Origin of the sequence: Saccharothrix variisporea, assembly GCF_003634995.1 — a bacterium.
GTDB classification, from domain to species: domain Bacteria; phylum Actinomycetota; class Actinomycetes; order Mycobacteriales; family Pseudonocardiaceae; genus Actinosynnema; species Actinosynnema variisporeum.
In genome coordinates, this window is sequence record NZ_RBXR01000001.1 from 4,017,748 (window position 1) to 4,040,318 (window position 22,571).

At 71.3% G+C, this 22,571-nt stretch carries 26 protein-coding genes and 1 tRNA gene; 16 read left to right on the forward strand and 11 right to left on the reverse strand.

The genetic code is table 11. The features are described 5' to 3' along the window. Window positions 1-64 precede the first annotated feature (64 nt). Entirely contained in the window at window positions 65-1,243 is a 1,179-nt protein-coding gene (locus DFJ66_RS17675; protein WP_246029800.1) for a Mur ligase family protein, read from the forward strand. Further along, entirely contained in the window at window positions 1,240-1,950 is a 711-nt protein-coding gene (locus tag DFJ66_RS17680) for a type 1 glutamine amidotransferase (protein WP_121222500.1), read from the forward strand. Before DFJ66_RS17675 ends, DFJ66_RS17680 begins: the two co-directional genes overlap by 4 nt. 841 nt (window positions 1,951-2,791) lie before the next feature. Here the strand turns inward: DFJ66_RS17680 and DFJ66_RS17685 are convergent. Continuing rightward, window positions 2,792-4,279 (reverse strand): flavin-containing monooxygenase, encoded by a 1,488-nt coding sequence (locus tag DFJ66_RS17685; RefSeq protein WP_121222501.1) that lies wholly within the window; start codon window positions 4,277-4,279, stop codon window positions 2,792-2,794. A 107-nt stretch (window positions 4,280-4,386) separates the two neighbouring features. Between DFJ66_RS17685 and DFJ66_RS17690 the strand changes: the two genes are divergently transcribed. Then, entirely contained in the window at window positions 4,387-4,965 is a 579-nt protein-coding gene (locus DFJ66_RS17690) for a TetR/AcrR family transcriptional regulator (protein ID WP_121231327.1), read from the forward strand. Here the strand turns inward: DFJ66_RS17690 and DFJ66_RS17695 are convergent. After that, window positions 4,955-5,989 carry a zinc-dependent alcohol dehydrogenase family protein gene (locus DFJ66_RS17695; RefSeq protein WP_121222502.1) on the reverse strand — a complete coding sequence of 345 codons (1,035 nt, stop codon included), beginning with the start codon at window positions 5,987-5,989 and terminating at the stop codon, window positions 4,955-4,957. The genes DFJ66_RS17690 and DFJ66_RS17695 overlap by 11 nt on opposite strands. 159 nt (window positions 5,990-6,148) lie before the next feature. After that, window positions 6,149-6,937, reverse strand: a complete 789-nt coding sequence (locus DFJ66_RS17700) for an LPXTG cell wall anchor domain-containing protein (protein ID WP_147459294.1) — start codon at window positions 6,935-6,937, stop codon at window positions 6,149-6,151. Between the two features lie 259 nt (window positions 6,938-7,196). On the opposite strand from DFJ66_RS17700, the gene DFJ66_RS17705 reads away from it, so the two are divergent. Next, the gene (locus tag DFJ66_RS17705) at window positions 7,197-7,487 is read left to right on the forward strand and encodes a hypothetical protein (protein ID WP_121222504.1); all 291 of its coding nucleotides are present in this window, start codon (window positions 7,197-7,199) and stop codon (window positions 7,485-7,487) included. A 52-nt stretch (window positions 7,488-7,539) separates the two neighbouring features. Then, window positions 7,540-8,154, forward strand: a complete 615-nt coding sequence (locus DFJ66_RS17710; protein WP_121222505.1) for a TetR/AcrR family transcriptional regulator — start codon at window positions 7,540-7,542, stop codon at window positions 8,152-8,154. A gap of 9 nt (window positions 8,155-8,163) precedes the next feature. On the opposite strand, the gene DFJ66_RS17715 is transcribed toward DFJ66_RS17710, so the two are convergent. Next, a complete protein-coding gene (locus DFJ66_RS17715; RefSeq protein ID WP_121222506.1) occupies window positions 8,164-8,385 on the reverse strand; it encodes a DUF3618 domain-containing protein in 222 nt (73 codons plus the stop codon). 116 nt (window positions 8,386-8,501) lie between these two features. Between DFJ66_RS17715 and DFJ66_RS17720 the strand changes: the two genes are divergently transcribed. Both DFJ66_RS17720 and DFJ66_RS17725 read left to right on the forward strand, forming a co-directional pair. Continuing rightward, on the forward strand, window positions 8,502-8,945 hold the full coding sequence (locus DFJ66_RS17720) for a hypothetical protein (RefSeq protein WP_121222507.1): 444 nt from the start codon (window positions 8,502-8,504) through the stop codon (window positions 8,943-8,945). Next, window positions 8,936-9,009: transfer RNA gene (locus tag DFJ66_RS17725), tRNA-Leu, on the forward strand. The genes DFJ66_RS17720 and DFJ66_RS17725 overlap by 10 nt, the downstream gene beginning before the upstream one ends. Window positions 9,010-9,122: 113 nt before the next feature. On the opposite strand, the gene DFJ66_RS17730 is transcribed toward DFJ66_RS17725, so the two are convergent. Then, window positions 9,123-10,304 carry an MFS transporter gene (locus DFJ66_RS17730; protein ID WP_246029801.1) on the reverse strand — a complete coding sequence of 394 codons (1,182 nt, stop codon included), beginning with the start codon at window positions 10,302-10,304 and terminating at the stop codon, window positions 9,123-9,125. A gap of 78 nt (window positions 10,305-10,382) precedes the next feature. Between DFJ66_RS17730 and DFJ66_RS17735 the strand changes: the two genes are divergently transcribed. Beyond that, entirely contained in the window at window positions 10,383-10,958 is a 576-nt protein-coding gene (locus DFJ66_RS17735; RefSeq protein ID WP_121231331.1) for a helix-turn-helix domain-containing protein, read from the forward strand. Here DFJ66_RS17735 and DFJ66_RS17740 read toward each other — a convergent pair. After that, a complete protein-coding gene (locus DFJ66_RS17740) occupies window positions 10,955-11,698 on the reverse strand; it encodes an AraC family transcriptional regulator (protein WP_246029802.1) in 744 nt (247 codons plus the stop codon). The genes DFJ66_RS17735 and DFJ66_RS17740 overlap by 4 nt on opposite strands. Before the next feature lie 94 nt (window positions 11,699-11,792). On the opposite strand from DFJ66_RS17740, the gene DFJ66_RS17745 reads away from it, so the two are divergent. After that, on the forward strand, window positions 11,793-12,371 hold the full coding sequence (locus tag DFJ66_RS17745) for a TIGR03086 family metal-binding protein (protein WP_121231335.1): 579 nt from the start codon (window positions 11,793-11,795) through the stop codon (window positions 12,369-12,371). Here the strand turns inward: DFJ66_RS17745 and DFJ66_RS17750 are convergent. Both DFJ66_RS17750 and DFJ66_RS17755 read right to left on the reverse strand, forming a co-directional pair. Then, window positions 12,356-13,312 (reverse strand): CobW family GTP-binding protein, encoded by a 957-nt coding sequence (locus DFJ66_RS17750; protein WP_121222508.1) that lies wholly within the window; start codon window positions 13,310-13,312, stop codon window positions 12,356-12,358. The two genes, DFJ66_RS17745 and DFJ66_RS17750, sit on opposite strands and share 16 nt — an antisense overlap. Before the next feature lie 38 nt (window positions 13,313-13,350). Then, window positions 13,351-13,899, reverse strand: a complete 549-nt coding sequence (locus DFJ66_RS17755; RefSeq protein WP_121231337.1) for a TetR/AcrR family transcriptional regulator — start codon at window positions 13,897-13,899, stop codon at window positions 13,351-13,353. A gap of 14 nt (window positions 13,900-13,913) precedes the next feature. On the opposite strand from DFJ66_RS17755, the gene DFJ66_RS17760 reads away from it, so the two are divergent. Together DFJ66_RS17760 and DFJ66_RS17765 are read left to right on the forward strand one after the other, a co-directional pair. Beyond that, complete coding sequence (locus DFJ66_RS17760; protein ID WP_211351211.1) at window positions 13,914-14,351, forward strand: SRPBCC family protein; 438 nt, start codon at window positions 13,914-13,916, stop codon at window positions 14,349-14,351. A 90-nt stretch (window positions 14,352-14,441) separates the two neighbouring features. Beyond that, window positions 14,442-15,050 carry a DedA family protein gene (locus tag DFJ66_RS17765; RefSeq protein WP_121222509.1) on the forward strand — a complete coding sequence of 203 codons (609 nt, stop codon included), beginning with the start codon at window positions 14,442-14,444 and terminating at the stop codon, window positions 15,048-15,050. Here DFJ66_RS17765 and DFJ66_RS17770 read toward each other — a convergent pair. Further along, complete coding sequence (locus tag DFJ66_RS17770; RefSeq protein ID WP_121222510.1) at window positions 15,035-15,673, reverse strand: response regulator transcription factor; 639 nt, start codon at window positions 15,671-15,673, stop codon at window positions 15,035-15,037. The two genes, DFJ66_RS17765 and DFJ66_RS17770, sit on opposite strands and share 16 nt — an antisense overlap. Continuing rightward, window positions 15,664-16,734, reverse strand: a complete 1,071-nt coding sequence (locus DFJ66_RS17775) for a sensor histidine kinase (RefSeq protein WP_121222511.1) — start codon at window positions 16,732-16,734, stop codon at window positions 15,664-15,666. The genes DFJ66_RS17770 and DFJ66_RS17775 overlap by 10 nt, the downstream gene beginning before the upstream one ends. 133 nt (window positions 16,735-16,867) lie before the next feature. Between DFJ66_RS17775 and DFJ66_RS17780 the strand changes: the two genes are divergently transcribed. Further along, on the forward strand, window positions 16,868-18,166 hold the full coding sequence (locus tag DFJ66_RS17780; RefSeq protein ID WP_121222512.1) for a styrene monooxygenase/indole monooxygenase family protein: 1,299 nt from the start codon (window positions 16,868-16,870) through the stop codon (window positions 18,164-18,166). Here the strand turns inward: DFJ66_RS17780 and DFJ66_RS17785 are convergent. Beyond that, a complete protein-coding gene (locus tag DFJ66_RS17785; protein ID WP_121222513.1) occupies window positions 18,144-19,181 on the reverse strand; it encodes an FAD-dependent oxidoreductase in 1,038 nt (345 codons plus the stop codon). The two genes, DFJ66_RS17780 and DFJ66_RS17785, sit on opposite strands and share 23 nt — an antisense overlap. A gap of 117 nt (window positions 19,182-19,298) precedes the next feature. On the opposite strand from DFJ66_RS17785, the gene DFJ66_RS17790 reads away from it, so the two are divergent. The 4 genes from DFJ66_RS17790 to DFJ66_RS17805 all read left to right on the forward strand — a co-directional run bounded on the left by DFJ66_RS17790 (window position 19,299) and on the right by DFJ66_RS17805 (window position 22,525). Next, a complete protein-coding gene (locus DFJ66_RS17790) occupies window positions 19,299-20,333 on the forward strand; it encodes an LLM class flavin-dependent oxidoreductase (RefSeq protein ID WP_121222514.1) in 1,035 nt (344 codons plus the stop codon). 287 nt (window positions 20,334-20,620) lie between these two features. Continuing rightward, window positions 20,621-21,154, forward strand: a complete 534-nt coding sequence (locus DFJ66_RS17795) for a hypothetical protein (RefSeq protein ID WP_121222515.1) — start codon at window positions 20,621-20,623, stop codon at window positions 21,152-21,154. 360 nt (window positions 21,155-21,514) lie between these two features. After that, complete coding sequence (gene bcp / locus DFJ66_RS17800; protein WP_121222516.1) at window positions 21,515-21,988, forward strand: thioredoxin-dependent thiol peroxidase; 474 nt, start codon at window positions 21,515-21,517, stop codon at window positions 21,986-21,988. A 210-nt stretch (window positions 21,989-22,198) separates the two neighbouring features. Beyond that, a complete protein-coding gene (locus DFJ66_RS17805) occupies window positions 22,199-22,525 on the forward strand; it encodes a DMT family transporter (RefSeq protein WP_121222517.1) in 327 nt (108 codons plus the stop codon). Window positions 22,526-22,571 lie beyond the last annotated feature (46 nt).

The following is a 22,571-nucleotide window of genomic DNA, read 5'->3' on the forward strand; positions in this document are numbered from 1 at the left end:
CACTCCTGGTGCAGACCCAGCCCGCCTGCCGCTGCGCACCGCGGCGGCCGTGCGCCTGGGCAACATGAGCTCGAAGCTGTCGCAGAAGATGGGCCTGGGCGCGGGCGGCATGATCGGTGGCCGCGTGGCGCTCAAGCTGGACCCGCAGGCCCTGGCGCACCTCACCGCCGGCCGCACGGTCGCCCTGGTCACCGGCACCAACGGCAAGACGACGAGCACGATGATGCTCGCGCGCGCCATGTCGGCCCTGGGCCAGGTCGCCACCAACCACGGCGGCGCGAACATGCCCGACGGCCACGTCACGGCGCTGTCCAAGCAGCCGGACGCGCCGTTCGCCGTGCTGGAGGTGGACGAGGGGTACTTCCCCGAGGTCTGCCGCGCCAGCACGCCCGGCGTGGCCGTGCTGCTCAACCTGTCCCGCGACCAGCTCGACCGGGTCGGCGAGGTCCGCACCATCGAGAAGTCGCTGCGCTCGGCGCTGGCCGGCGTGCCCGGCGTGGTCGTGGCCAACTGCGACGACATCATGGTCACCTCGGCCGCGCGGGACGCCCGCCAGGTCGTGTGGGTGGCCACCGGCACGGGCTGGCACAACGACGCCGCGTCCTGCCCGCGCTGCGGCGACCCGATCCGCTGGGAGGGCGAGCACTGGCACTGCACCGGCTGCGACCTGGCCCGCCCCAAGCCGGACTGGGTGACCGGTGACGGCTACCTGGTCACGCCCACCGGCGAGAAGGTCGACCTGACCCTGCGCCTGCCGGGCAAGTTCAACGCCGCCAACGCGGTCATGGCGACGGCGGCGGCGTTCGCGCTGGGCGTGCCCGTGGCGGAGGCCGTGGAGCGGCTGCGCGCGGTGTCCAACGTGGCCGGCCGGTACCGGACCATCCAGCGCAGCGGCCACCGCGCCCGCTTGCTGCTGTCGAAGAACCCGGCGGGCTGGAGCGAGACGCTGACCGTCGTGCGCGAGGCGGACCACCCGGCCGTGCTGGTCATCAACGCCCAGGAGGCCGACGGCCGCGACCTGTCGTGGCTGTGGGACGTGCCGTTCGAGCGGCTGCGGGGCCGGCAGGTCATCGCGTCCGGCGAGCGGGCGACCGACCTGGCCGTCCGCCTGACCTACGCGGAGGTCGAGCACACGATCGTGCCGGACCCGCTGAAGGCCATCGACGCGATGCCCCCCGGCGCGGTCGAGGTCATCGCCAACTACACCGCTTTCCGCGACCTGAACGCGAGGGCCGCCCAGTGAGTGCGTCGAAGGTGTCCATCGCCCTGGTGCTGCCGGACCTGCTCGGCACGTACGGCGACTTCGGCAACGCCGTGGTGCTGGAGAAGCGCATGGCGTGGCGCGGCATCCCGGCCGAGATCGTGACCATCCGCTTCGGCGAACCGGTCCCGGACTCGTGCGACATCTACGTCGTCGGCGGCGGCGAGGACACGGCCCAAACCCTGGCCGTCCGCCACCTCCGCGACCACCCCGGCATGCAACGGGCCGCCGCGCGCGGTGCCGTGATCCTGGGCGTGTGCGCCGGCATCCAGATCTTCGGCGAACACTTCACCAGGGCCGATCAGGTCACCCACCCCGGCCTGGGCTTGATCGACTCGACGTCCCACGCGGGCGGCAGCAGGGCGATCGGCGAGGTCATCGCCACTCCGGCGGACGGCCTGTTCGAGGGCCTGCTGACGGGTTTCGAGAACCACCAGGGCCGGACCGTACTGGGCCCGTCGGCACGGCCGTTGGCCCACGTCAAGGTGGGCACGGGCAACGACGGCTCGGTGGAGGGCGCGGTCCAGGGCAGGATCCTGTGCACCTACCTCCACGGCCCGGTGCTACCGCGCAACCCGCAGCTGGCCGACCTGCTGATCGAATGGGCCACCGGCACCAAACCGGCCCCGCTCGACCTGCCGGCGGTGACGCAGCTCCGCGCGGAACGCGCCAGGGCCGCCGGCATCTGACTCACGGCAGAACGGCGGCCAAGCAAACCTCCACCGCTTGGCCGCCCCCGGCCCTCTTCGCCACCCGCCACCGGCCGACGCACTCCTCACCACCCGCCGACGCACGACGCGCTCTTCACCGCACCCGCCGCCGCACGGCGCACTTTTCACCCGACCCGCCGCCGCGCCACCCACTCCTCCCCCACCCCCGCCGCGCGTGCTTTTCGGTTGGCTGCCGCGCGGCACTCCCCGGCTTGGGCTTTTTGTGTCATCCCCGTATGGCCTGCCCGAAGGGCTACCACAGATTTCCCGGGTGCAGCCGAAATTTTTTGTGAGGAACGAGCAAAAAATTTTAGCGGCACCCGGGAAATCTGTGGTAGGTTCCACCAGGCCATACGGGGATGACACAAAAAGCCCCGCTCGTTCTTTTGCTTTTGTGTCATCCTTGGCGGCCTGCCCGCCGGCGAGGCTCTTTTAATCTTTGAACCGGAACGCTTCGCTCTCAAGCCGAACGCGCTTCGCGCTCTTGGGAGCGCTTCGCGCTCGAAAGATGAAAAGCGGCGCTCGCCGCGCGGCAGGCCGCCAGCGGGGGGTGAAGGGCGTCGGTTCCCCCGCCGTATGGCCTGGCGGAGCCAACCACAGATTTGCCGGGGTGCCGCTAAAACTTTTTGCTCGTTCCTCGCAAAAACTTTCGGCTGCACCCCGGCAAATCTGTGGTAGCCCTTCGGGCAGGCCATACGGCGGGGGAACCGAGGCCCTCCACCTGTGGTGGTCACCACGCACACAAAAGCCGCGCTTCGCGCGAAAAGCCCTGTCGTGCGTGGTGCGGCAAATGACGGGCGGTCCTACCCGGTTGGGCGGGTCAGACCTCCACGCGGTCCCGTCGAGCCCGGGTCAGCGTGTAATCCTCGGCTCGGACGGTCTTGGTCCGCATCCAGTACCGCCAAGTGAACCCGGGCCACACCGTCCGGTTGATCCCCTGCGCGTCCAAGTACCAGCTCTTGCAGCCGCCCTCGGTCCACACGCCCTTGGTCAGCTTCTTCTGCAACTGCCGGTTGAACCGGGCCTGCACGTCCGGGCGCACGTCCAACTCGTCCGCCCGGTGTCGGTCCAGCAACTCCAGGCACTGGCGCACATAACGGATCTGGGACTCGATCATGAACACCACCGAGTTGTGCCCCAGGCCGGTGTTCGGCCCGAGCAGGAAGAACAGGTTCGGGAAGCCCGAGACGGTGATCCCGTAGTACGTCTCGATGCCCTTCTCCCGCCACTTCTTGGCCAGGTCGACGCCGCCCTTCCCCTGGATGTCCAGGTAGTCGAAGCTGTCGACCACGTGGAACCCGGTGCCGTAGATGATCGTGTCGACCTCGTGCTCGACGCCCGACCGGTCCACGATGCTGTGCTCGCGCACCTCGGCGATGCCGTCCGTGGTCAGGTCGACGTTCGGCTTGGTCAGGGCCGGGTAGTAGTCGTTGGAGATCAGGACGCGCTTGCAGCCCATGGTGTAGTCGGGCTTGAGCTTGGCCCGCAGCTCCGGGTCCGGCACCTGGGAGCGCATGTGGCGCTTGGCGATGTTCTGCGCGAACTCCATGATCTTCGGGTTCACGGCGAAGCCCAGGGCGCTGGACTCCCGCGTCCAGTACACGAAGTTCCGGTACAGCCGCTGGGCACCGGGCACGGCCCGGAACAGGCGCTGCTCCCACGACCGGATCGACCGGTCCATCTTGGGCATGATCCACGGCGGCGTGCGCTGGAAGATCGTCAGGTGTTCGACCTCGTCGGCGATCCGGGGCACGAACTGGATGGCCGACGCACCCGTGCCGACCACGGCGACCTTCCGACCACGCAGGTCGTACTCGTGGTCCCACTCGGCCGAGTGGAACGCCTTGCCCTTGAAGTTCTCGATGCCGGGCAGCGCCGGGACGTTCGGGATGTGCAGTGCGCCGACGCCGGCGACGACGGCCTTGGCGGTGTAGGTGTCGCCCTGTTCGGTGGAGACGTGCCAGACCTTGGCGTCCTCGTCCCACCGGGCTCCGGCGACCTTGGTGTTGAAGCGGATGTGTTCCCGCAGCCCGTACTTGTCGGCCACGCGCTTGAGGTAGTCCCAGATCTCCGGCTGGCGGGCGAACATGCGCGACCACTTCGGGTTGAGCTCGAAGGAGTACGAGTACATGTGGGACGGGACGTCGCAGGCGCAGCCGGGGTAGGAGTTGTCGCGCCAGGTCCCGCCCAGGTCGCTCGCCTTCTCGAGCACGACGAAGTCGCGCTCGCCGGTCCGCTTCAGCTCGATCGCCATGCCCAGGCCGGAAAAGCCCGTGCCGACGACCAGGACCTTGACCTCTCGGTGCATCCCGACCTCCTCGTCCGGCTACATACTGCCGAGTAGGTTACTCGAAGTAAGTTACCTCCGGTAGTCTCGAGTTCGTGACCACCACCGAGGAGCCGCGGCGCAAGCGGATGCCCAAGGCGCAGCGCAAGGCGCAGATGCTCGACATCGCCGAGCAGGTGTTCGCCGAACGCGGCTACCTCGCGGCGTCCATGGACGAGATCGCGGAGCGGGTGGGCGTGTCCAAGCCGATGCTCTACGAGTACTTCGGCTCCAAGGAAGGCCTGCTCATCGGGTGCATCCACCGGGCGCGCACCGAACTGCTGGACCGCACGCAGCAGGCGATCGCGGGCGCGTCCTCGCCGGAGGAGATCCTGCGGCTCGGGCTGCTGGCGTTCTTCGAGTTCATCGGGGAGCACAAGCAGGCGTGGGCGCTGCTGCGGCAGGAGGCGGCGGTGACCGTGCCCTCGGCGGTGGAGGAGATCGAAGGCATCCGGCGGCAGCAGACCGACCTGATCGCGGCGGTCATCGGCAGCTTCGACACCGACATCGACGTGGTCGAGGCCGAGGCGTTCGCGGAGATCGTGGTCGGGTCGACCGAGCGGCTGGCGCTGTGGTGCGAGCGCAGGCCCGAGGTGGGGCCTGCGCTCGCGACCACCTACGTCATGGAGGTCGTGTGGCGGGGTGTGGCGAACCGCCTCAAGGGGTGACGACGACCTTGAGGGCGCTGCGGTCGTCCATGGCGCGGTAGCCGTCGGCGACCTCGTCCAACGGGACCGTGCGGTCGAACACCGGGGACGGGTCGAGGCGGCCGGCCAGGACGTCGGCCAGCAGTTCGGGCAGGTACGTCCGCACCGGCGCGAGGCCGCCCGCGATGCCGATGTTGCGGCCGAACAGCTTGCCCGTGGGCAGGTTCGGGGCCTGGTGCGGGACGCCGACGTAACCGATGCGCCCGCCGTCGCGGACCAGGCCGATGGCCGTCGCCCAGGACTGCTCCGTGCCCACGCACTCCAGCACGGCCGGGGCACCCAGCCCACCGGTCAGCTCGCGCACCTTCTCGACCGCTTCCTCACCGCGTTCGGTGACCTGGTCGGTGGCGCCGAACAGCCTGGCCACCTTCCCGCGGTCCTCGTGCCGGCCCAGCGAGATGATCCGCTCGGCACCCAGCCGCCGGGCCGCCAGCACCCCGCACAACCCGACCGCGCCGTCCCCGACCACGGCGACCGTGGCTCCGGGCGCGGCACCGGCCGACACCGCCGCGTGGTGCCCGGTGCCCATCACGTCCGACAGGGCGAGCAGGGCGGGCAACAGGGCGTCGTCGGCCTCTTCGGGCACTCGCACGAGCGTGCCGTCGGCGAACGGGACGCGCACCGCCTCGCCCTGGCCGCCGTCGGACGTGCCGGAACCCCAGAAACCGCCCGAGCGGCACGACGTCGGCAGGCCCTGGACGCAGTAAGCGCAGGTCCCGTCGCTCCAGACGAAGGGCGCGATCACGCGGTCACCCGGCCGGAGGGACGCGACGTCGGGGCCGACGTCGACCACCCGGCCGACGAACTCGTGCCCGATCCGCTGGCCCGGGGCGCGCTTCGAGACACCGCGGTAGGCCCACAGGTCGCTGCCGCAGATGCACGCCAGCTCGACCTGGACCACGGCGTCGCCGGGGTCCTGGACGGCGGCGTCCGGCACCTGCTCGACGCGGATGTCCTGGGGTCCGTGGATCGTCGTCGCCCGCACTGGGCCTCCTCGTGTCGTCGCAGGGTGGGTGCCGCCATCCTTGCAAGCGACCTCGGCCCGCGTCAGGTCGAATACCGCGGCCAGTGCGGGGACCCGGTGGGAGCCGGCCGGAGGGGTGGCAGCCGGTCCCACCGGGTCGTGGGGGTGTGGCTCGTGGGGTCAGGCCCGGCGGCGCCGGGTGACGAGGAGGGCCAGGCCGCCCGCGCCCACGCTCAGCAGGCCCAGCAGGACCAGCCAGGACGTGTTCGCGCCGGTGAAGGCCAGTGCCTGGTCGAGGACCGCGGCAACCGGGTTGCGCGGGTTGCCCTGCGCGCCGGCGCCCGGGGTCTGGGTGGACGACGACGTGCTGGTGGACGTGCCCGAGGTCGACGTCGACGTGGAGGTCGAGGTGGACGTGTCGGTCGTCGTCGGGACCGTGCTGGTCGTGGTCGGCGCGGTCGTCGTCGTGGTCGGCGGGTTGGTCTCCGTGCAGCCCGTGTGCGCCGGGTTGCTGCGGCCCACGCCCGCGTTGCGGTCGCACTCGTAGCCCGCGTTGCCGTCCGAACCGCCCGGCAGCTGGCCAGGGGGGTTCTTGTTGTCGGCGTTGCCCACGCAGCCGGCGCACGGCTGGCCGACCTGCTGCCCGTCACCGTTGCCGTTCTGGGACGGCGAGCCGTCGCGGGTGGAGTCGTACGGGCCGTGCGTGTTGGCGCCGTGGTCGGTGAAGTCCGCGTTGGACGGCGGTTGCGGCGCGTTGGTGTCCTCCTGGGGCGGTTGACCCTGCGCCGCTTGGCCCTGAGCCGGCTGGCCTTGGCAGTGCTCGCCGGCCTGGCCGTGCTCCTGGGATTGTCCGGGCGGGGTGAAGCCGGGGTCGGTGCCGTTGCCGTTGCCCGGGTCGGCGGTGGCCGCTACGGGGGCGAAGAAGAGACCGACGGCGGCTGTGGCGGCTATCAGCAATCTTCGGGACATGGCGTCCTCCTGGAGCAGGGACTTAATCCATCCGGGGTATCGGAGTGGACGCCAGTGTGTTACCCGTCACTCGGCGAAGCCATTCTTCACCTCACCGAGTGACGTCACCTCATCACTGCGGGTTGAGGAAGACGTCAGCGCGGGCAGGGCTTCGACACCGCGGCTCAGGGGCGCCCGGGCAGTCACTCGTTAAGGGGAATGACCGCATGATCGCGCCGGATTGCGGGTCAACTGGGCGGGAAGGACGGAGGTCGAGCCCATGCCCACGCTCCCCATCACCGCGAACTACCGGCGTCACGGCGACGGCTGGGCGGTGACCGTGCGCACCGCCGAGAAGGTGCTCGACGCCGTCGCGCCCGGGCTGATCGCCGCCCGCGTCCAGGCCGACCAGCTGGTGGACGAGATCTCCGGCGGCAACGAGGACCGGGCCGTGGTGCACATGCTCGACGGCGACGCGTACGCGTTCTCCGTGGTGTACCTGCACACCCGGCACGGACTGCCGCTGCGGCGCGACGCGAGCACCCCTCACGACCAGTCGATCGACCCCTGAGAGCGGCTTGATCCCGCCTAGGATGTCCGGCCAAAGGCGACGGGAGCAGACGATGGCCACTCCGGTGTACAGCGGGACGGCGAGATCTCCGCAACGGGGCAGACCCCGGGACGCGAGCCGCGACGACGCGTTGCGCCGGGCCGCGCTGGAGGTGATGGCGGAGGTCGGCTACCGGGCGTTGACCATGGACGCCGTCGCCGCGCGCGCCCGCGCCGGCAAGGCGACCATCTACCGGCGGTGGGAGTCCAAGCTGGACCTGGTCATCGACACGTGCACGCACCTGGCGGCGCAGAACCTCGCCGAGCCGGACTCGGGGTCGCTGCGCGGCGACCTGCGGGAGTTCCTGGCCTCGTTCGCGGCGTTCCTGTCCGGGCCGGTGGGCAAGGCGGCGCAGGCGCTGGTGGGCGAGCTGCCGCACGAACCGGAACTGGCGGCGGCGTTCCGGGAGACGTTCCTGATCGCCCAGCGCGACGTGCTGCGCCGCATCCTGGACCGCGCCGACGAGCGCGGCGAACTGCGCGCGGACGCGCCGCGCGGGATGGCCGTGGAGCTGGCCGGCGCGGCGCTGATCTACCGCCTGATGCTGACCGGCGACCCGTTGGACTCGGCCTTCGTGGACCGGATGACCGAGCAGGTGCTACTGCCCCTCGTCGCCGAGGGGCAGTAACCGCCCTCTTCAGCGGAACAGCTTGCGCAGCAAGGCGAACCCGAGCAGCACGGCCACCGCGATCAGCGAGTACCGGATCTTGGGTTCGTCGAGCTTGGCGCGCACGCTGTCCTTGCCGGCCTCGACGAAGCGCTGGGGGTGGGCCCTCGTGCCCAGCTCGTCCAGGGTCGCGGCCAGCGCGTCGCGAGCCTGCTCGATCTCGCGCTGGATGGTGTCGGGGTCGCGAGCCACATCTCCTCCTAGCAGCGGTCTGCGCCCGTAACCGTAGTTGAGCCGTGGGAACGGCGTTGACCGGTGTCGTCGCGGATGGTTTTATAACGGTGTTTCCGTTCAGTTGGAGGAGTGCCGTGTCCGCCATCCCGTTGTCCCTCGCCTCCCGCCGTCTGGCGGGCGTCCTGCTGCTGAGCCTCGTCGGCGTCGAGTTCGGCGGCCGGTTCATGACCACCGTCGTCCAGGGCGAGGTGGAGCTGACCGAGTTCCAGCAGTCCTTCTTCCGCGCCGGGCACGCGCACGCGGGTGTCCTGCTGGTGCTGAGCCTGGTGTGCCTGCTGTACGCCGACGTCGCCGGCGTGCGCGGCGCGCTGGGCTGGGTGACCCGCCTGGGCGTGCCGGTGGCGGCGATCTTCATGCCGTCGGGCTTCTTCTTCTCCGCGATGGGCGAGGGCGCCACCAAGGCCAACGGCCTGATCGTCCTGCTCTACCTGGGCGGGCTGAGCCTGGCCGCGGGTGTGGTGTCCCTCGGCATCGGCCTGCTTCGCCCGGCCGATAGGCTTGCGACCACGGGGTCGTAGCCCAATTGGCAGAGGCACACGGTTTAGGTCCGTGCCAGTGAGAGTTCGAGTCTCTCCGGCCCCACCGGCGTCGAGCGGGCGGTGACGGGGTCACCGCCCGCCTTCACCGGACCTCCACCACTTCCGGGGCGATCTTGCCTACCGTGGGCGCGATGGGGGACGGACTCGGGACTTGGTTCAGCCCGCGTCGGATCGCGCTGACCGGCGCCGGTCCAGGGCGATCAGCGGCAGGGTGAGCACGGCGAGGCCGGCGCCGATCCAGGACACAGCGGTGACCGGGGCTCCGGAGGTGAGGGCCGCCGCGGCGAGGACCGGGGTCAGGCTGATCCCCAGCTGGAACGCCGACACCGTGGTGGCCCCGGCGAGGGTCGGCGCGTCGGCGGCGAGGGCGAAGACCCGTCCGTACAGGGCGGGGTTGAGCACGAAGGCCGTGATCCCGAGCAGGAATGCGACCGGCACGACGACCACCGCCCGGTCCGCGAACACCGCCAGCACCACGGACAGCACCGCGATCCCCGCCCCACCCGCGACCAGCGCCCGGTGTGGCCTCCGGTCGGAGATCCGCCCGCCGACCGCCAGCCCCGCGAACGCCCCGACACCGAACAGCGCGAGCACCGCCGGCACCCACACCTCCGGCAGCCGGGTCACCTCGGCGAGGATCGCGGCCAGGTAGTTGACCGAGATCATGTACGCGGCGGTGCTCAGCATGGTCATCGCGAAGACGTTCCACAGCCGGGGCCGCCGCATGACGACGAGTTCCCGCGCCACGCTCGGCCGCACCCCGGACCGCATGGCGGGCAGCCCCACCGCGCAGGCCACCGCGCCGGCGGCGGTCAGCGCGACCACGCCCCAGAAGCCGCCCGTCCACGCCGTGACGTGGCTGAGCACCGTGCCCGCGGGTCCGCCCGCCACCATCGCCACGCTGAGCCCGCTGACCACCGCGCCGGACGCCCGCGCGGTGCGGTCCGGCGTCACCAGGCCGATCGCGGTCACGGCGGCGACCGCGAAGAACCCCGCGTAGGCCAGCCCGGCGACGAACCGCGTCACCAGCAGGACCGGGTAGTCGCCGACCAGCCCCACCGCGACCGCGACGGCGAAGACCACCTGGGTCGTCACCAACGCCGTCCGCCGGGGCCAGTGCAGGCTCAGCACCGCGAACGGCGGTCCACCGAGGACCACGCCGAGCGCGAACGCGGTGATGAGCGCACCGGCGGCGGACAACGGCACACCAAGGTCCACGGCGACCAACGGCAGCACGCCGGCCATCAGGAACTCGGCACTGCCCATCGCGAACAGGCTGAAGGAGAGCAGGTACACGCCGGTCGGCAGTGCGCGCCGGGGCGTTTCGACGGTTTCCACGCCTCCACTTCGCCCAACGCCATGCCGTTCCGGCAACTTTCTTTGCCGAATCCGGGACGACCTGGTGAGCTGGTGACCATGCAGGACCAGCCCACCATCGCCGCCGCGATCGACCAGGTAGCGCCCCGCCTGCGCCAGGCCCGGGAGCGCAAGGGCGTGAGCCTGGCCGACCTGCGCCGCGCCACCGGCATCTCCACCAGCACCCTGTCCCGCCTGGAGTCCGGGCAACGCCGACCGAGCCTGGAGCTCCTGCTCCCCATCACCGCCGCCCTGGACCTCCGCCTGGACGACATCGTCTCGGCCCCGCGGATCGTCGACCCGCCACCGCCCACCACCAAGGACGACGGCCGCGTCCTGGTCCCCCTGACCCGCCACCACACCGAACCCCGCGCGTTCAAGATGACCATCCCGGCCGCGGACAGCGAGCCGCGCACGCGCACCCACCCCGGCCACGAGTGGCTGTACGTGCTGCACGGCCGGCTCCGGGTCGTCCTGGGTTCGCTGGACGTCGTGCTCGGCCCCGGCGAGGCCGCCGAGTTCGACTGCCGCACCCCGCACTGGTTCGGCAGCACGGGCACGGGTCCGGTCGAGGTGCTCAGCGTGTTCGGCCGGCACGGGCAGCGGATCCAGCTCCGGGCCCGGACCACCCGCTAGTACCGGGCGGCGTGGTGGGTCGGGGTCTCGCCGAACATCGCGCGGAAGTCCCGGATGAAGTGGGCCTGGTCGACGTAGCCCAGGTCCGCCGCCAACTCCGCCCAGTCGATGGCGGCCCCCGCCGCCAGGCGTTCGGTCACCTCGTGCAGGCGGTACCGGCGGATCACCCACTTCGGGCCGACGCCCACGTGCTCGGCGAACAGGCGTTGCAGCTGCCGGACGCTCGTGCCCGCCTCCGCCGCCAGGCCGTCCACCCGCGTGATCCCCGGCTCGGCCGCGATCCGCCGGACCACCGCCACCGCCTCCTCACTCCCCGCGTCCCGCTCCGGGAGGTGTGCGCGCAGCAGCTCTTCCACCTCCTCGACGCCCGGGTCCGGCGGCAGTTCCGGACCGAAGACCTCGGAGGCGTCGATCGTGCGGTCGGTGATCGTCGAGACCGGCCTGCCCAGGAAGGGCCGGAAGGCACCGGGGTGGAAGGCCGCTCCCACGACGTGCCCGCGCCCTTCCAGCACCTTCACCTGGTGGCCGCTGGACACGCCGTGCACTTCCGCTCGTCCGTCGCGGAAGGTCAGGTGCACGTTCGGGTAGGGCACGACCAACTGCCGGTAGGGCTCGGCGTAGTCCCACGACACCAGCCAATAGCGGGCCACGTGGCCGGCCAGGTCCGGGGACGGGGTCGGGAAGGCGTGGCGCTGGAAGCGTTGCCAGGCGCTGCCCAGCTCCCGCACGTCCCTCGCCACGGCCCGAGTGTATGTCGCGTCTTTCCGATGTCGCGTTCTTCCGATGTCGCGTTTTTCCAATACGGCCAGGCACCGCGTCGGGTTGGCTGTGTCCATGTCGGACGCTCGGATGTTGGCCCGCGCGGCGGGTGTGTTCTCGAAGATCGTGGAGTCGGTCGAGGCCGGGCAGTGGGGTGCCGCGACGCCCTGCCCGGACTACGACGTGAAGGGGTTGGCGCACCACCTGTTGTTCTGGGGACCGTCACTGGTGGGCGCGGGGCGCAAGGAGGTCGTGCCGCCGCCGGCCGCCGCCGAAACCGACGTGGCACCGGTCGAGGACTGGCCGACCGCGTTGCAGGAGCACGTCGAACGGACCGTGGAGGCGTGGAGCCGGCCCGGCGCGTGGGACGGCATGACGCACATGGGCGGGCCGGTGGAACTGCCCGCCGCGACGGTCGGCGGGATGGTGGTGGGCGAGTTCGTCATCCACGGCTGGGACCTGGCCCAGGCGACCGGGCAGGACCCGGTGTGGGACGACGACCTGCTGGACTACCTGCACGCCGAGACCGCGAAGTACGCGCAGGACGGCCGGGACATGGGCATCTACGGGCCGGAGGTCGAGGTCCCGGAGACCGCGCCCACCCTGCACCGCGTCCTCGGCCTGACCGGCCGCGACCCTCACTGGTCCAGGTAGCGCAACACCTCCAGCATGGACCGCGGGTCCACCGAAGCCGGGTCGGGCTCCACGCAGTCCTCCAACGCCTTGAGGACCGCTTCCCGGTCCAGGCCGGTGCCGATCAGGACCAGTTGGGTGCGGCGGGGGACGTCGCCCCACTGGTCCCGCTGGAAGCGCAGGAACGCGCCCACGGTGTGCAGGGTGAAGCGCTGGCGGTGCCCCGGGACGTCGAACCGCACGAAGCCCTTCACGCGGTACAGACCCGCCGGCCGCTCGTCCAGGAACGCCATCAGCCGCGTCGGGTTCATCGCCTCGGCGGTGAACTCGACGCTGTCGTAGTGGACGTGGGCGTGGTCCTCGTCCAGCAGGTCCTCGAACGACAACTGCCCGTGCGTTTCGCGCGGCTTCGGCTCGAACAGCAGCGCCGGGTCGACCCGCCCGTGCGACACCGCCGCAACGGGCACGCCCGGCTTCAGCCGGTCGATCCGGTCCAGGAGCGCTTGCACGTCACCGACGCGGTCGACCTTGTTGAGCACCACCAGATCCGCGACCCGCAGGTGCCGCTCCAGGTCGTGCGGGAACTCGGCGGCGTCGACGAGCAGCACCAGCCCGCCGTAGGACAGCCGGGGGTTCCCGGTCGCCAACACCATCCGCACCATGGCCTGCGGCTCGGCCAGCCCGCTCGCCTCGATGACGATCACGTCCACCCGCGAGTCGAGCTTGGCCAACATCTCCTCGAGCCCGCTCGCGTCGACGGCGCAACACAGGCACCCACCGCTCAACGACACGGTCGAGTCGACCTGCCCCGCGACGCTCATCGCGTCGATGCCGATGTCCCCGAAGTCGTTGACCACGACCCCGATCCGGGTACCGCGCGCACCGTTGAGCAGGTGGTTGAGCAGGGTCGTCTTGCCGGCGCCGAGGAACCCCGCGACGACGATCACCGGAACGCGCGTCACCGGACCGATCCTAGCCGGCGTCCCGGGGGCGGCGGCGATCACGAGGCCATGAAGTCGATGAACAGGTCCATCGCCGCCGTCACGCCGTCGACGTCATCGGTCGCCACCAGGTCGAGCAACAACCCGCGCGCCACGGCCAAGCCGAGTCTCGCCCGGATCCGGGCCTGCTCCGGCGCGTGGCCGCGCTGGATCTCCATCTCGGTGATCGGCTCGAGCCACGACTCCACGATCCCCTCGAGCAGGGCGGTCGTGCCGCGGCGGCCTTGGACGGCCTGGCCGTAGAGCTCGAAGAACAGGCGTTCGTGCGCGCGCAGGGCCGGGTCGGTCAGGGCGCGCCAGAACCGGCGGGCCAGTTCGGCCTGGTCGGAGGCCTGGAGGGTGGACAGGAGGGCGCGCTGGTTGGCCTCCACCGCCCGCACGATCTCCACCAGCAGCCCCTCCTTGGAACCGAAGTGGTAGATCAGCATCCGGTGGCTGGTGTTCACAGCGGCGGCGATCTGGCGCAGACTGAGGTCACCCAGTCCGTGGTGCGCGAGGTGGTCGACGACCCGCGCGAGCAGCTTGGACTTGGCCTCTTGTTCAGTCATGTACCACATGGTACATGTACCACATGGTTCAGACAGTGGACGTGACCGTGCACAGCGCCGCCGACCCCGCGCGGGTGTACCGGTTCGCCGCCGACAGCTCCACCTGGCCCACCTGGTCGCCGGTCCTGCGCTACGAGCGCGAGAAGCCGGGTGACGCGCACGGCGTCGGCGAGGTGCGGGTGTTTCACAACCGCGGTCGGAGGAACCCCACCCGCGAGGAGGTGGTCGAACTCACGCCGAACCGCAGGGTCGGTTACGTCTTGCTGTCCGGCCTGGCCATCCGCGACTACCGGGCCTTCATCGACCTGGAGCCGGAGGGGGAGGGCACGCGCATCCGCTGGCACTCGTCGTTCCACCCCAAGGTGCCCGGCACCGGGTGGTTGTACCGACGGGTCCTCCAGCTCGTGATCACCCAGTACGCCAAGGGCTTGGCCGCGCACGCGGAGAACTGAGGAAGACCGAGCGGAACTGAGGTTTTCCACACCCCGGTGTGCGGTCCGCTTCATGGCACCACGCCCCTGCGCGTTCGTAACGTCAAGATCATGGATGCCACCTGGATCACCGACCTGATGGAGACGTTCGGCGAGCCCGGCGCGGGACTCGCGATCGCGCTGGAGAACCTGTTCCCGCCGCTGCCCAGCGAACTGTTCCTGCCGCTGGCCGGTTTCACCGCGAGCAAGGGCGAGATGAACCTGCTCGCCGCGATCCTGTGGACCACGGCCGGCTCGGTCGTGGGCGCGCTGGTGCTCTACTACGTGGGCGCGCTGCTGGGCCGCGACCGCGTCCGGCGGATCGCCGCGAAGATGCCGCTGGTCAAGGTCTCCGACGTGGACAAGACCGAGGAGTGGTTCCAGCGCCACGGCCGCGCCACGGTGTTCTTCGGCCGCATGATCCCGATCTTCCGCAGCCTGATCTCCGTCCCCGCCGGCGTGGAACGCATGCCGCTGCCCACGTTCCTCGTCTTCACCACCGCGGGCAGCGCGATCTGGAACACCGGGCTGATCCTCGCCGGCTACGCGCTGGGCGAGAACTGGCACCTGGTGGAGGAGTACATCGGGCTGGCCTCCAAGGTCGTGGCGGGCCTGGTCGTCGTCGCCCTCGCGTGGTTCGTGGTGTCGCGCCTCACGAACAAGGCTCAGGACCGCAGGTAGCGCAGGATCGCCAGCACGCGCCGGCTGTACCCGTCCTCCCCGGACAGCCGCAGCTTGTCGAAGATCGAGTTCACGTGCTTCTCCACGGCGCTGCGCGAGACGTGCAGCTTCGCCGCGATGGCGTTGTTCGTGTGCCCCTCGGCCATGTGCGCCAGCACGTCCCGCTCCCGCTCGGTGAGCACGTCCAGCGGGTGCTCGGTGCGCGCGAGCAGCCGCCGCACCACCTCCGGGTCGAACGCCGCGCCGCCCTGCCCGACCCGGCGCAGGGCGTCCAGGAACTCCTCGACCTGCATCACGCGGTCCTTGAGCAGGTACCCGACGCCGCCGGCGTGCTCTCCGAGCAGGTCGGCGGCGTAGCGCTGCTCCACGTACTGCGACAGCACCAGCACGGCCACGCCGGGCAGCGTCCGCCGGATCTCCAGCGCGGCCTTCAGGCCCTCGTCGGTGTGCGTCGGCGGCATCCGCACGTCGGTCACCACCACGTCGGGCCGGTGCGCGGCGGCGGCCTTGACCAGCGCGTCCCCGTCGCCCACGGACGCCACGACCTCGTGGCCCTCCTCCGCCAGCAGCCGGGCCAGGCCCTCGCGCAGCAGCGTCGAGTCCTCGGCCAGGATCACCCGCACGGGACCTCCGCGGTGATCACGGTCGGGCCGCCGGCCGGGCTGTGCACGGCGAACGTCCCGTCCAGGGCCCGCACCCGCCGGGACAGGCCCGCCAGACCGCCGCCCGCCGGGTCCGCTCCCCCGCGGCCGTCGTCCTCGACCCGCACGCGCACGGCGTCCTCGTCGTCGGTGATGTCCACGCGGATCATGGTCGCACCCGAGTGCTTGACGGCGTTCGTCACCGCCTCCGACACCACGAAGTACGCCGCGGTCTCCACCTCCGAGCCGACCCGGAACCGTCCACAGTGGATGGTCACCGGGATGGACGACCGGTCCGCCACCGCTTCCAGCGCTTCGGCCAGGCCCAGCGCGTCCAGCGCCGCCGGGTACACGCGCCAGGCCACCTCCCGCAGGTCCTCCAGCACGCGTTGGGACTCGTCGTGGGCCTGGCGCACCAGGTCGTCGGCGTGCTCGGGGTGCCGACGCGCGCGGCCCAGCAGCATGCCCAGCGCCACCAGCCGCTGCTGCACGCCGTCGTGCAGGTCGCGCTCGATGCGGCGGCGCTCGGCGTCCACCGCGGCCACGATGCCCGCCCGGCTCAGCGACAGCTCCTCGATGCGCCGGCGCAGCAGCTCGGCCTCGCTGGGTCCGAGGTAGCGGCGCGCGACCCCGCCCTCCAGCGCCACCACGCCCCGGATGCCCTGGACCTCGATGTAGAGCAGGACACCGCCGATCAACGCCGTCCACAGCGTGGCGACCACGTCGTCGTGCCACTCGATGCCGTCCAAGCCGTTGCGCACGATCCGCGAGCCGGCGATCACGCCGAGCGCGACGCCGTAGAACAGCCACGCCAGCACGAACCCGCCGAACAACCCGACCGGGGCGCGCACGGCCAGGTACTTCACCGCCTGCGACCGGGTGGGCACGGCGCTGTCGACGTCCAGGAACCGCCGGATGCGCCACCGCTCCAGGTCCGCGTACCGGGTGGCCAGGGGGCGCGCGAACACCACCACCAGCAGGCCGCCGATCCCGGTCGCGAACCCGAGCAGCAGTCCGGCGACGACGCGCAACCCCCGGAGCACACAGCCGAGGTTAGCCGCGCGTCCCCGGAGCACGCAGCCGAGGTTAGCCGCGCGTCCCCGGAGCACGAGGTCGCGGTCAGACGACCCGTTCGTCGGATTGGCAGCGCGCGTGGGCGCTCGGAAGGATCACCCGATGCGGTCAATCGCGGTCGTCGGGGCCGGACAAGCCGGGATCGTGCTGTCGGCGGCGCTGGTGCGCGCCGGGTGGCGGGTCACGTTGTGCTCGGACCTGTCCGCCGAGGAGTACCTGGAGACGCCCGGCCGGCCCACGGCGTGCCTGTTCGGCGACCAGGTCGCCTACGAGGCCGAGCTGGGGCTGGACTTCTGGCCGGAGGCACCGCGCGCCCACCGCATCCGCCTCGACCTGCACGAGCGGACCGGGCCGAGGCTGTTCTCGGTGGACGCGCCGCTGCGCGGGCCGGCGCTGGCGGTCGACCAGCGGCTGAAGTTCTCGCGCGGGCTGGGTGAACTGGCCCGGCGCGGGGTGGCCGTGGTGACCGGGGCGGTGACGACCGGGGACCTGGACTCGCTGACCGCGTCGCACGACCTGGTCGTGGTGACGGTGGGGCACAAGGCTTTCACCGGCCTGTTCGCGCGGGACGACGACCGGAGCACGCACACGTCGGCGCAGCGGCAGCTGTTCATGATCAACGTGCACGGGTACGACCTGGACGCGTTCCCCGAGCACCGGGACATCGTGTTCACGTTCGTGCCCGGGGTGGTGGAGGTGTTCTGGGTCCCGTTCTGGGACAAGGACGTCGGCGAGTCGCGGTCGATCGTGGTGGAGGCCGTGCCGGGTGGTCCGGCGGACCGGTTCCGGGACGTGACCTCGGCGTCGGACGGGCTGGCGGTGCTGCGGTCGCTGGTGGGCGAGTTCTTCCCCGCGCGGTCCGGTTTCCTGACTCGGGCGGCACCGACGTCCGCGTGGCTCAAGGGTGCCGTGGTGCCGGTGGTGCGCGACCCGGTGGCCGTGCTGCCGTCCGGGCGGCACGTGCTGGGGCTGGGCGACGCGGTGGTGCTCAACGACCCGCTGGCCGGGCAGGGCGCCAACAACGCGACCCGGATGGCCCGGTTCTTCGCCGCGCGGCTGGACTCCTACGACGGGACGGCGGACTGGCTGCGGGCGCGGTTCGACGAGTGGTGGGAGACCGGCCGGTACGCCAACGCGTTCAGCGACGGGATGCTCGCGCCGCTGACGTCGTACCAGCGGGCGGTGCTGCTGGCGGCGTCGCACGACCCGGTGATCGGCGAGCGGGTGTGGGAGGGGTTCAACGACCCGGCGTCGCTGTTCCCGTGGTTCTTCGACGGTCCGGCGGCGTGGTCCTACCTGGCCACGCGCGGGGTGCGGCGGTGGGACGTGCTGCGGTACCAGGCGGAGGTGGCGCGGAAGGTCCTGGCGCGGAGGGTGTTCAGGCGACCAGCTCCCGCGTGAGCAGCGCCTTGATCTCCTTGGCGGCGGCGCGGCCCGCGCGGGTGGCGCCGACCGTGCTGGCGGAGGGGCCGTAGCCGACCAGGTGGACGCGGGGGTCGCCGACGACCCGGGTGCCCTCGAGCGCGATGCCGCCGCCGGGTCCGCGCAGGCCGAGCGGGGCGAGGTGGTCGAGGGCGGCGCGGAAACCGGTGGCCCACAGGATGACGTCGGCGCGCTGCTCGGTACCGTCCGGCCAGACCACGCCGTGCTCGGTGATGCGGGCGAACATCGGTTTGCGGTCGAGGGTCTTGTCCTCGAGGGCTTGTTCGACCGCCGGGGTGAGGCTCAGCCCGGTGACGCTGACCACGCTGCGCGGCGGCAGCCCGGCCCGCACCCGCTCCTCCACCAACGCGACCGCGGCCCGGCCGACTGCGGGGGTGAAGGGTTCGTCGCGGAACACGGGCTCGCGGCGGGTGACCCAGGTGGTGGTGGCCGTTCCCGCGATCTCCAGCAGCTGCTGGACCGCGCTCGTGCCACCGCCGACGACGATCACGTGCTTGCCCGCGAACTCCTCGGGGCCGCGGTACTGGGAGGAGTGCAGTTGGCGACCCTGGAAGGTGTCCTGGCCGGGGTAGTGGGGCCAGAAGGGGCGGGTCCAGGTGCCGGTGGCGTTGACCAGTGCTCGGGTCAGCCAGACGCCGTGATCGGTCTCGACCTCGAGCAGGCCGCCTTGGTCCCGGACGGCCTCCACCTTGACCGGCCTGTGCACGTCGATGCCATTGCGGCGCTCGAAGTCCGCGAAGTAGGCGGGCAGGACCTCGTTGGCGGGCTTGGTCGGGTCCGGTTCGGCGAAGGGCATGCCGGGCAGGTCGTGGATACCGTGGACGGTCGCCATCCGCAGGGTCGGCCACCGGTGCCGCCACGCCCCGCCGGGGCCCGCGTCGGCGTCGAGGACGACGTGGTCCAGGCCCGCGCGCTGGAGGAAGTAGGCGGCCGACAACCCGGCCTGACCTGCACCGATGACTACCACGTCCATGCCCTGATCAACGTTTCGCGGCGGGGAGGGCTTCCCCGGTGTGACCGACGAGTCAGCCGTGGCTGAGCCCTGGGTCACAGTCGGAAGGCATTCGGGGGAGCCGGTGTTGGCACCGGTATGAGCCGACTTCGTGACGTCCCGCTGTCCGTGCTCGACCTCGCCCCGGTCACCACCGCGACGGACGCGCGCACGGCGCTGCGCCACACGCGGGAGCTGGCGCAGCGCGTCGAAGCCCTCGGCTACCACCGGTTCTGGCTGGCCGAGCACCACAACATGCCCGGTATCGCCAGCTCCTCCCCCACGATCCTCATCGGTCACGTCGCCGACGCCACCACCACGCTGCGGGTCGGCTCCGGCGGCGTGATGCTGCCCAACCACCCGCCGCTGGTGGTGGCCGAGCAGTTCGGCACGCTCGGCGCCCTGCACCCGGGCCGGATCGACCTGGGCATCGGGCGGGCGCCGGGCACGGACCAGCGGACCGCGCGGGCGTTGCGGCGGACCAGCGGGCCGTTGTCGGTGGACGACTTCCCGCAGCAGCTCGGCGAGCTGATCGGCTACTTCGACGGCACCGAGGAGCTCAAGGCGATGCCCGCCGAGGGCAACAAGCCGCACGTGTGGCTGCTCGGGTCCAGCGGGTACAGCGCGCAGGTCGCGGGGCTGCTCGGCCTGCCGTTCGCGTTCGCCCACCACTTCAGCGCCGAGAACACGCTGCCCGCGCTGGCCCTGTACCGGGAGCGGTTCCGCCCGTCGCAGGTGCTTTCGGAGCCGTACGCGATGGTGTGCGCGTCGGTCATCGTCGCCGAGTCGGCGGAGCACGCGCGGTACATCTCCGGTCCCGGCGCGCTGGCGTTCCTGCGGCTGCGCGCGGGCCGCCCCGAGCCGCTGGCGACCAACGCCGAGGCCGCCGCCTACCCGTACACCGACCTGGACCGGCTGGTCGTGGAGGACCGGCTGTCCACGCAGGTCATCGGCGACCCGGAGCAGGTGCGGGCGCAGTTGGAGCAGTTGCTGGACGACACCGCGGCCGACGAGCTGATGGTCACCACGATGGTCGCCGAGCAGTCCGACCGGGTGCGGTCCTACGAGCTGTTGGCAGAACTCGCAGAGCTTTCACGTTCATCCGAACGAGTGAAGACTGAAGTCGAGGTGTAGCAGACTGGCGCAGGGCGGCGATCATGTCAGTGAGCGCGCACGCCCCCCGACGCGCTCTTCAACTCCCGGGCCACGCGCCCGGAGCACGACCGCCGCCGCGGTCCGCGTGGGTGGCGCCGCACGAGATGTGGCGCTGCCCACGCGGGCGGCCGCACGGCATCACGGCTTGGCCACAGGCAGGCACCAGGTCCGACTCAAGCCCCCTCATCCGTCCCCGAGCGCCGCCGCACCCGTCATGGTGGTGGGAGTCGCTGCAAGCCCACCGCCGGGGCGGGAAGGGGAGGTTCGTGAGATTCGCCAGACTGGCCGTCGGCCTGTGCCTGGCGGGGGCCTTGGCGGGATGCGCAGACCCTTCCGGGCTCGCCGACGCCGTCCCCGAGCCGACCTCCGCGAGCGCGAAGCAGGACCCGGCACCCCCCGCCTCCACGTTCACCGCCTTCGGCGCGCAACGCGTGTGGGGCAACGGCCTCTCCATCACGGTCTCCGCACCCAAGTCCCTGAAGCCCAGCGACACCTCGTTCCCGAAGTCCCCGCGCACTGTGGTCTTCGTGGTGGCGCTGGTGAACGGGACCTCGACCGCGTACCGGACGGGCCAGTTGGCGGTCCGCGCGACGGTCGGCGGCCAGCCCGTGCCGGAAGTCCTGGACACCGTGCAGGGCCTCAACGGCCTGTCGTCGGCGGTGACGGAGGTGGCGCCGGGCGCGGACACCAAGTTGACCTTGGCGTTCGCGGTGCCCGAGGGGCCCGTGCGACTGCAACTGGTGATCGAGCCGAACGGCGCCAACCAAGAGCCCAACGCCACCTTCGAAGGCATGGCCTGACCGACGCGCTTCGCGCTCTCAAGATCAAAAGATTGAAAGATTAAAAGCGCGCTCGCCGCGCGGCAGGCCGCCAGCGGGGGGTGAAGGGCGTCGGTTCCCCCGCCGTATGGCCTGGCGGAGCCAACCACAGATTTGTCGGGGTGCCGCTAAAACTTTTTGCTCGTTCCTCGCAAAAACTTTCGGCTGCACCCCGACAAATCTGTGGTAGCCCTTCGGGCAGGCCATACGGCGGGGGAACCGAGGCCCTCCACCTGTGGTGGTCACCACCGGAGACAGCGCGCTTCGCGCGCCGAAAGCGGCGCTGGCGCGAAAGCTCGCCGGGAGCGTTGCTGTCGGAGGGGACCTGTAGCGTCTGGGGGCATGACCGAGCAGAAGCGCCTGTCCCCCGGCGACCAGGCCCCGGCGTTCACCCTGCCCGACAGCGAGGGCAAGCCCGTCTCGCTCTCCGACTACCTCGGCCGTTCGGTGGTCGTCTACTTCTACCCCGCCGCCGGCACGCCCGGGTGCACCAAGCAGGCCTGCGACTTCCGGGACAACATCGGGGAGCTCGCCGCCGCCGGGTACGACGTCGTCGGGATCTCGCCGGACAAGCCCGAGAAGCTCGCCAAGTTCGCCGCCGCCGAAGGGGTCAACTTCCCGCTGCTGTCCGACCCCGAGCGCAAGGTTCTCACCGAGTGGGGCGCGTTCGGCGAGAAGCAGAACTACGGCAAGACGGTCATGGGCGTCATCCGCTCGACCTTCCTGGTCGACCCGGAGGGCAAGGTCGCCAAGGCGATGTACAACGTCCGCGCCACCGGCCACGTCGCCAAGCTGCTGCGCGAGCTGCCCGCGTAGGCCCGGGCAGGCGTACACTCGGACGGGAGGACTGGCCACAAGGGCCGCTCAGAACCTCTCGTAAGGGTGATAACCGTGTGTCGCGCGACGGCACCCGACGCCCCCCGTTCCAAGTTCGTCATCAGGGTCCACTTCCCCACTCGCGGCGGTTGACGCGGGCGTTCCACCACGCCCACACCACAACCGAAACCACCGCTCGGGACACCCGACATGTTGAAGTGGATCCTGCTCACCCTCGCCATCGGCTGCGAGGTCTTCGCCACGCTGTGCCTGAAGGCCTCCGACGGCTTCACCAAGACCCTCCCCACCCTCGGCCTCGTCACCGGCTACGCCGCCGCGTTCTACCTGGAGTCCCAGGTGATCCGGCTCGGGTTGCCGGTCGCGATCACCTACGCGGTGTGGGCGGGTGGTGGTATCGCGCTGGTCGCGGTCGCCGGTCGCGTCCTGTTCGCCGACCCCATCTCGCCGGCCGTGCTCGCGGGCATGGCCCTGATCGCCGTGGGGGTGGGCGTCGTGACGATCGCCGCGGCCGAGTGAGGCACTAACCTCGACCCCGGGAGAGGACCGGGGGAGGGGCCATCAC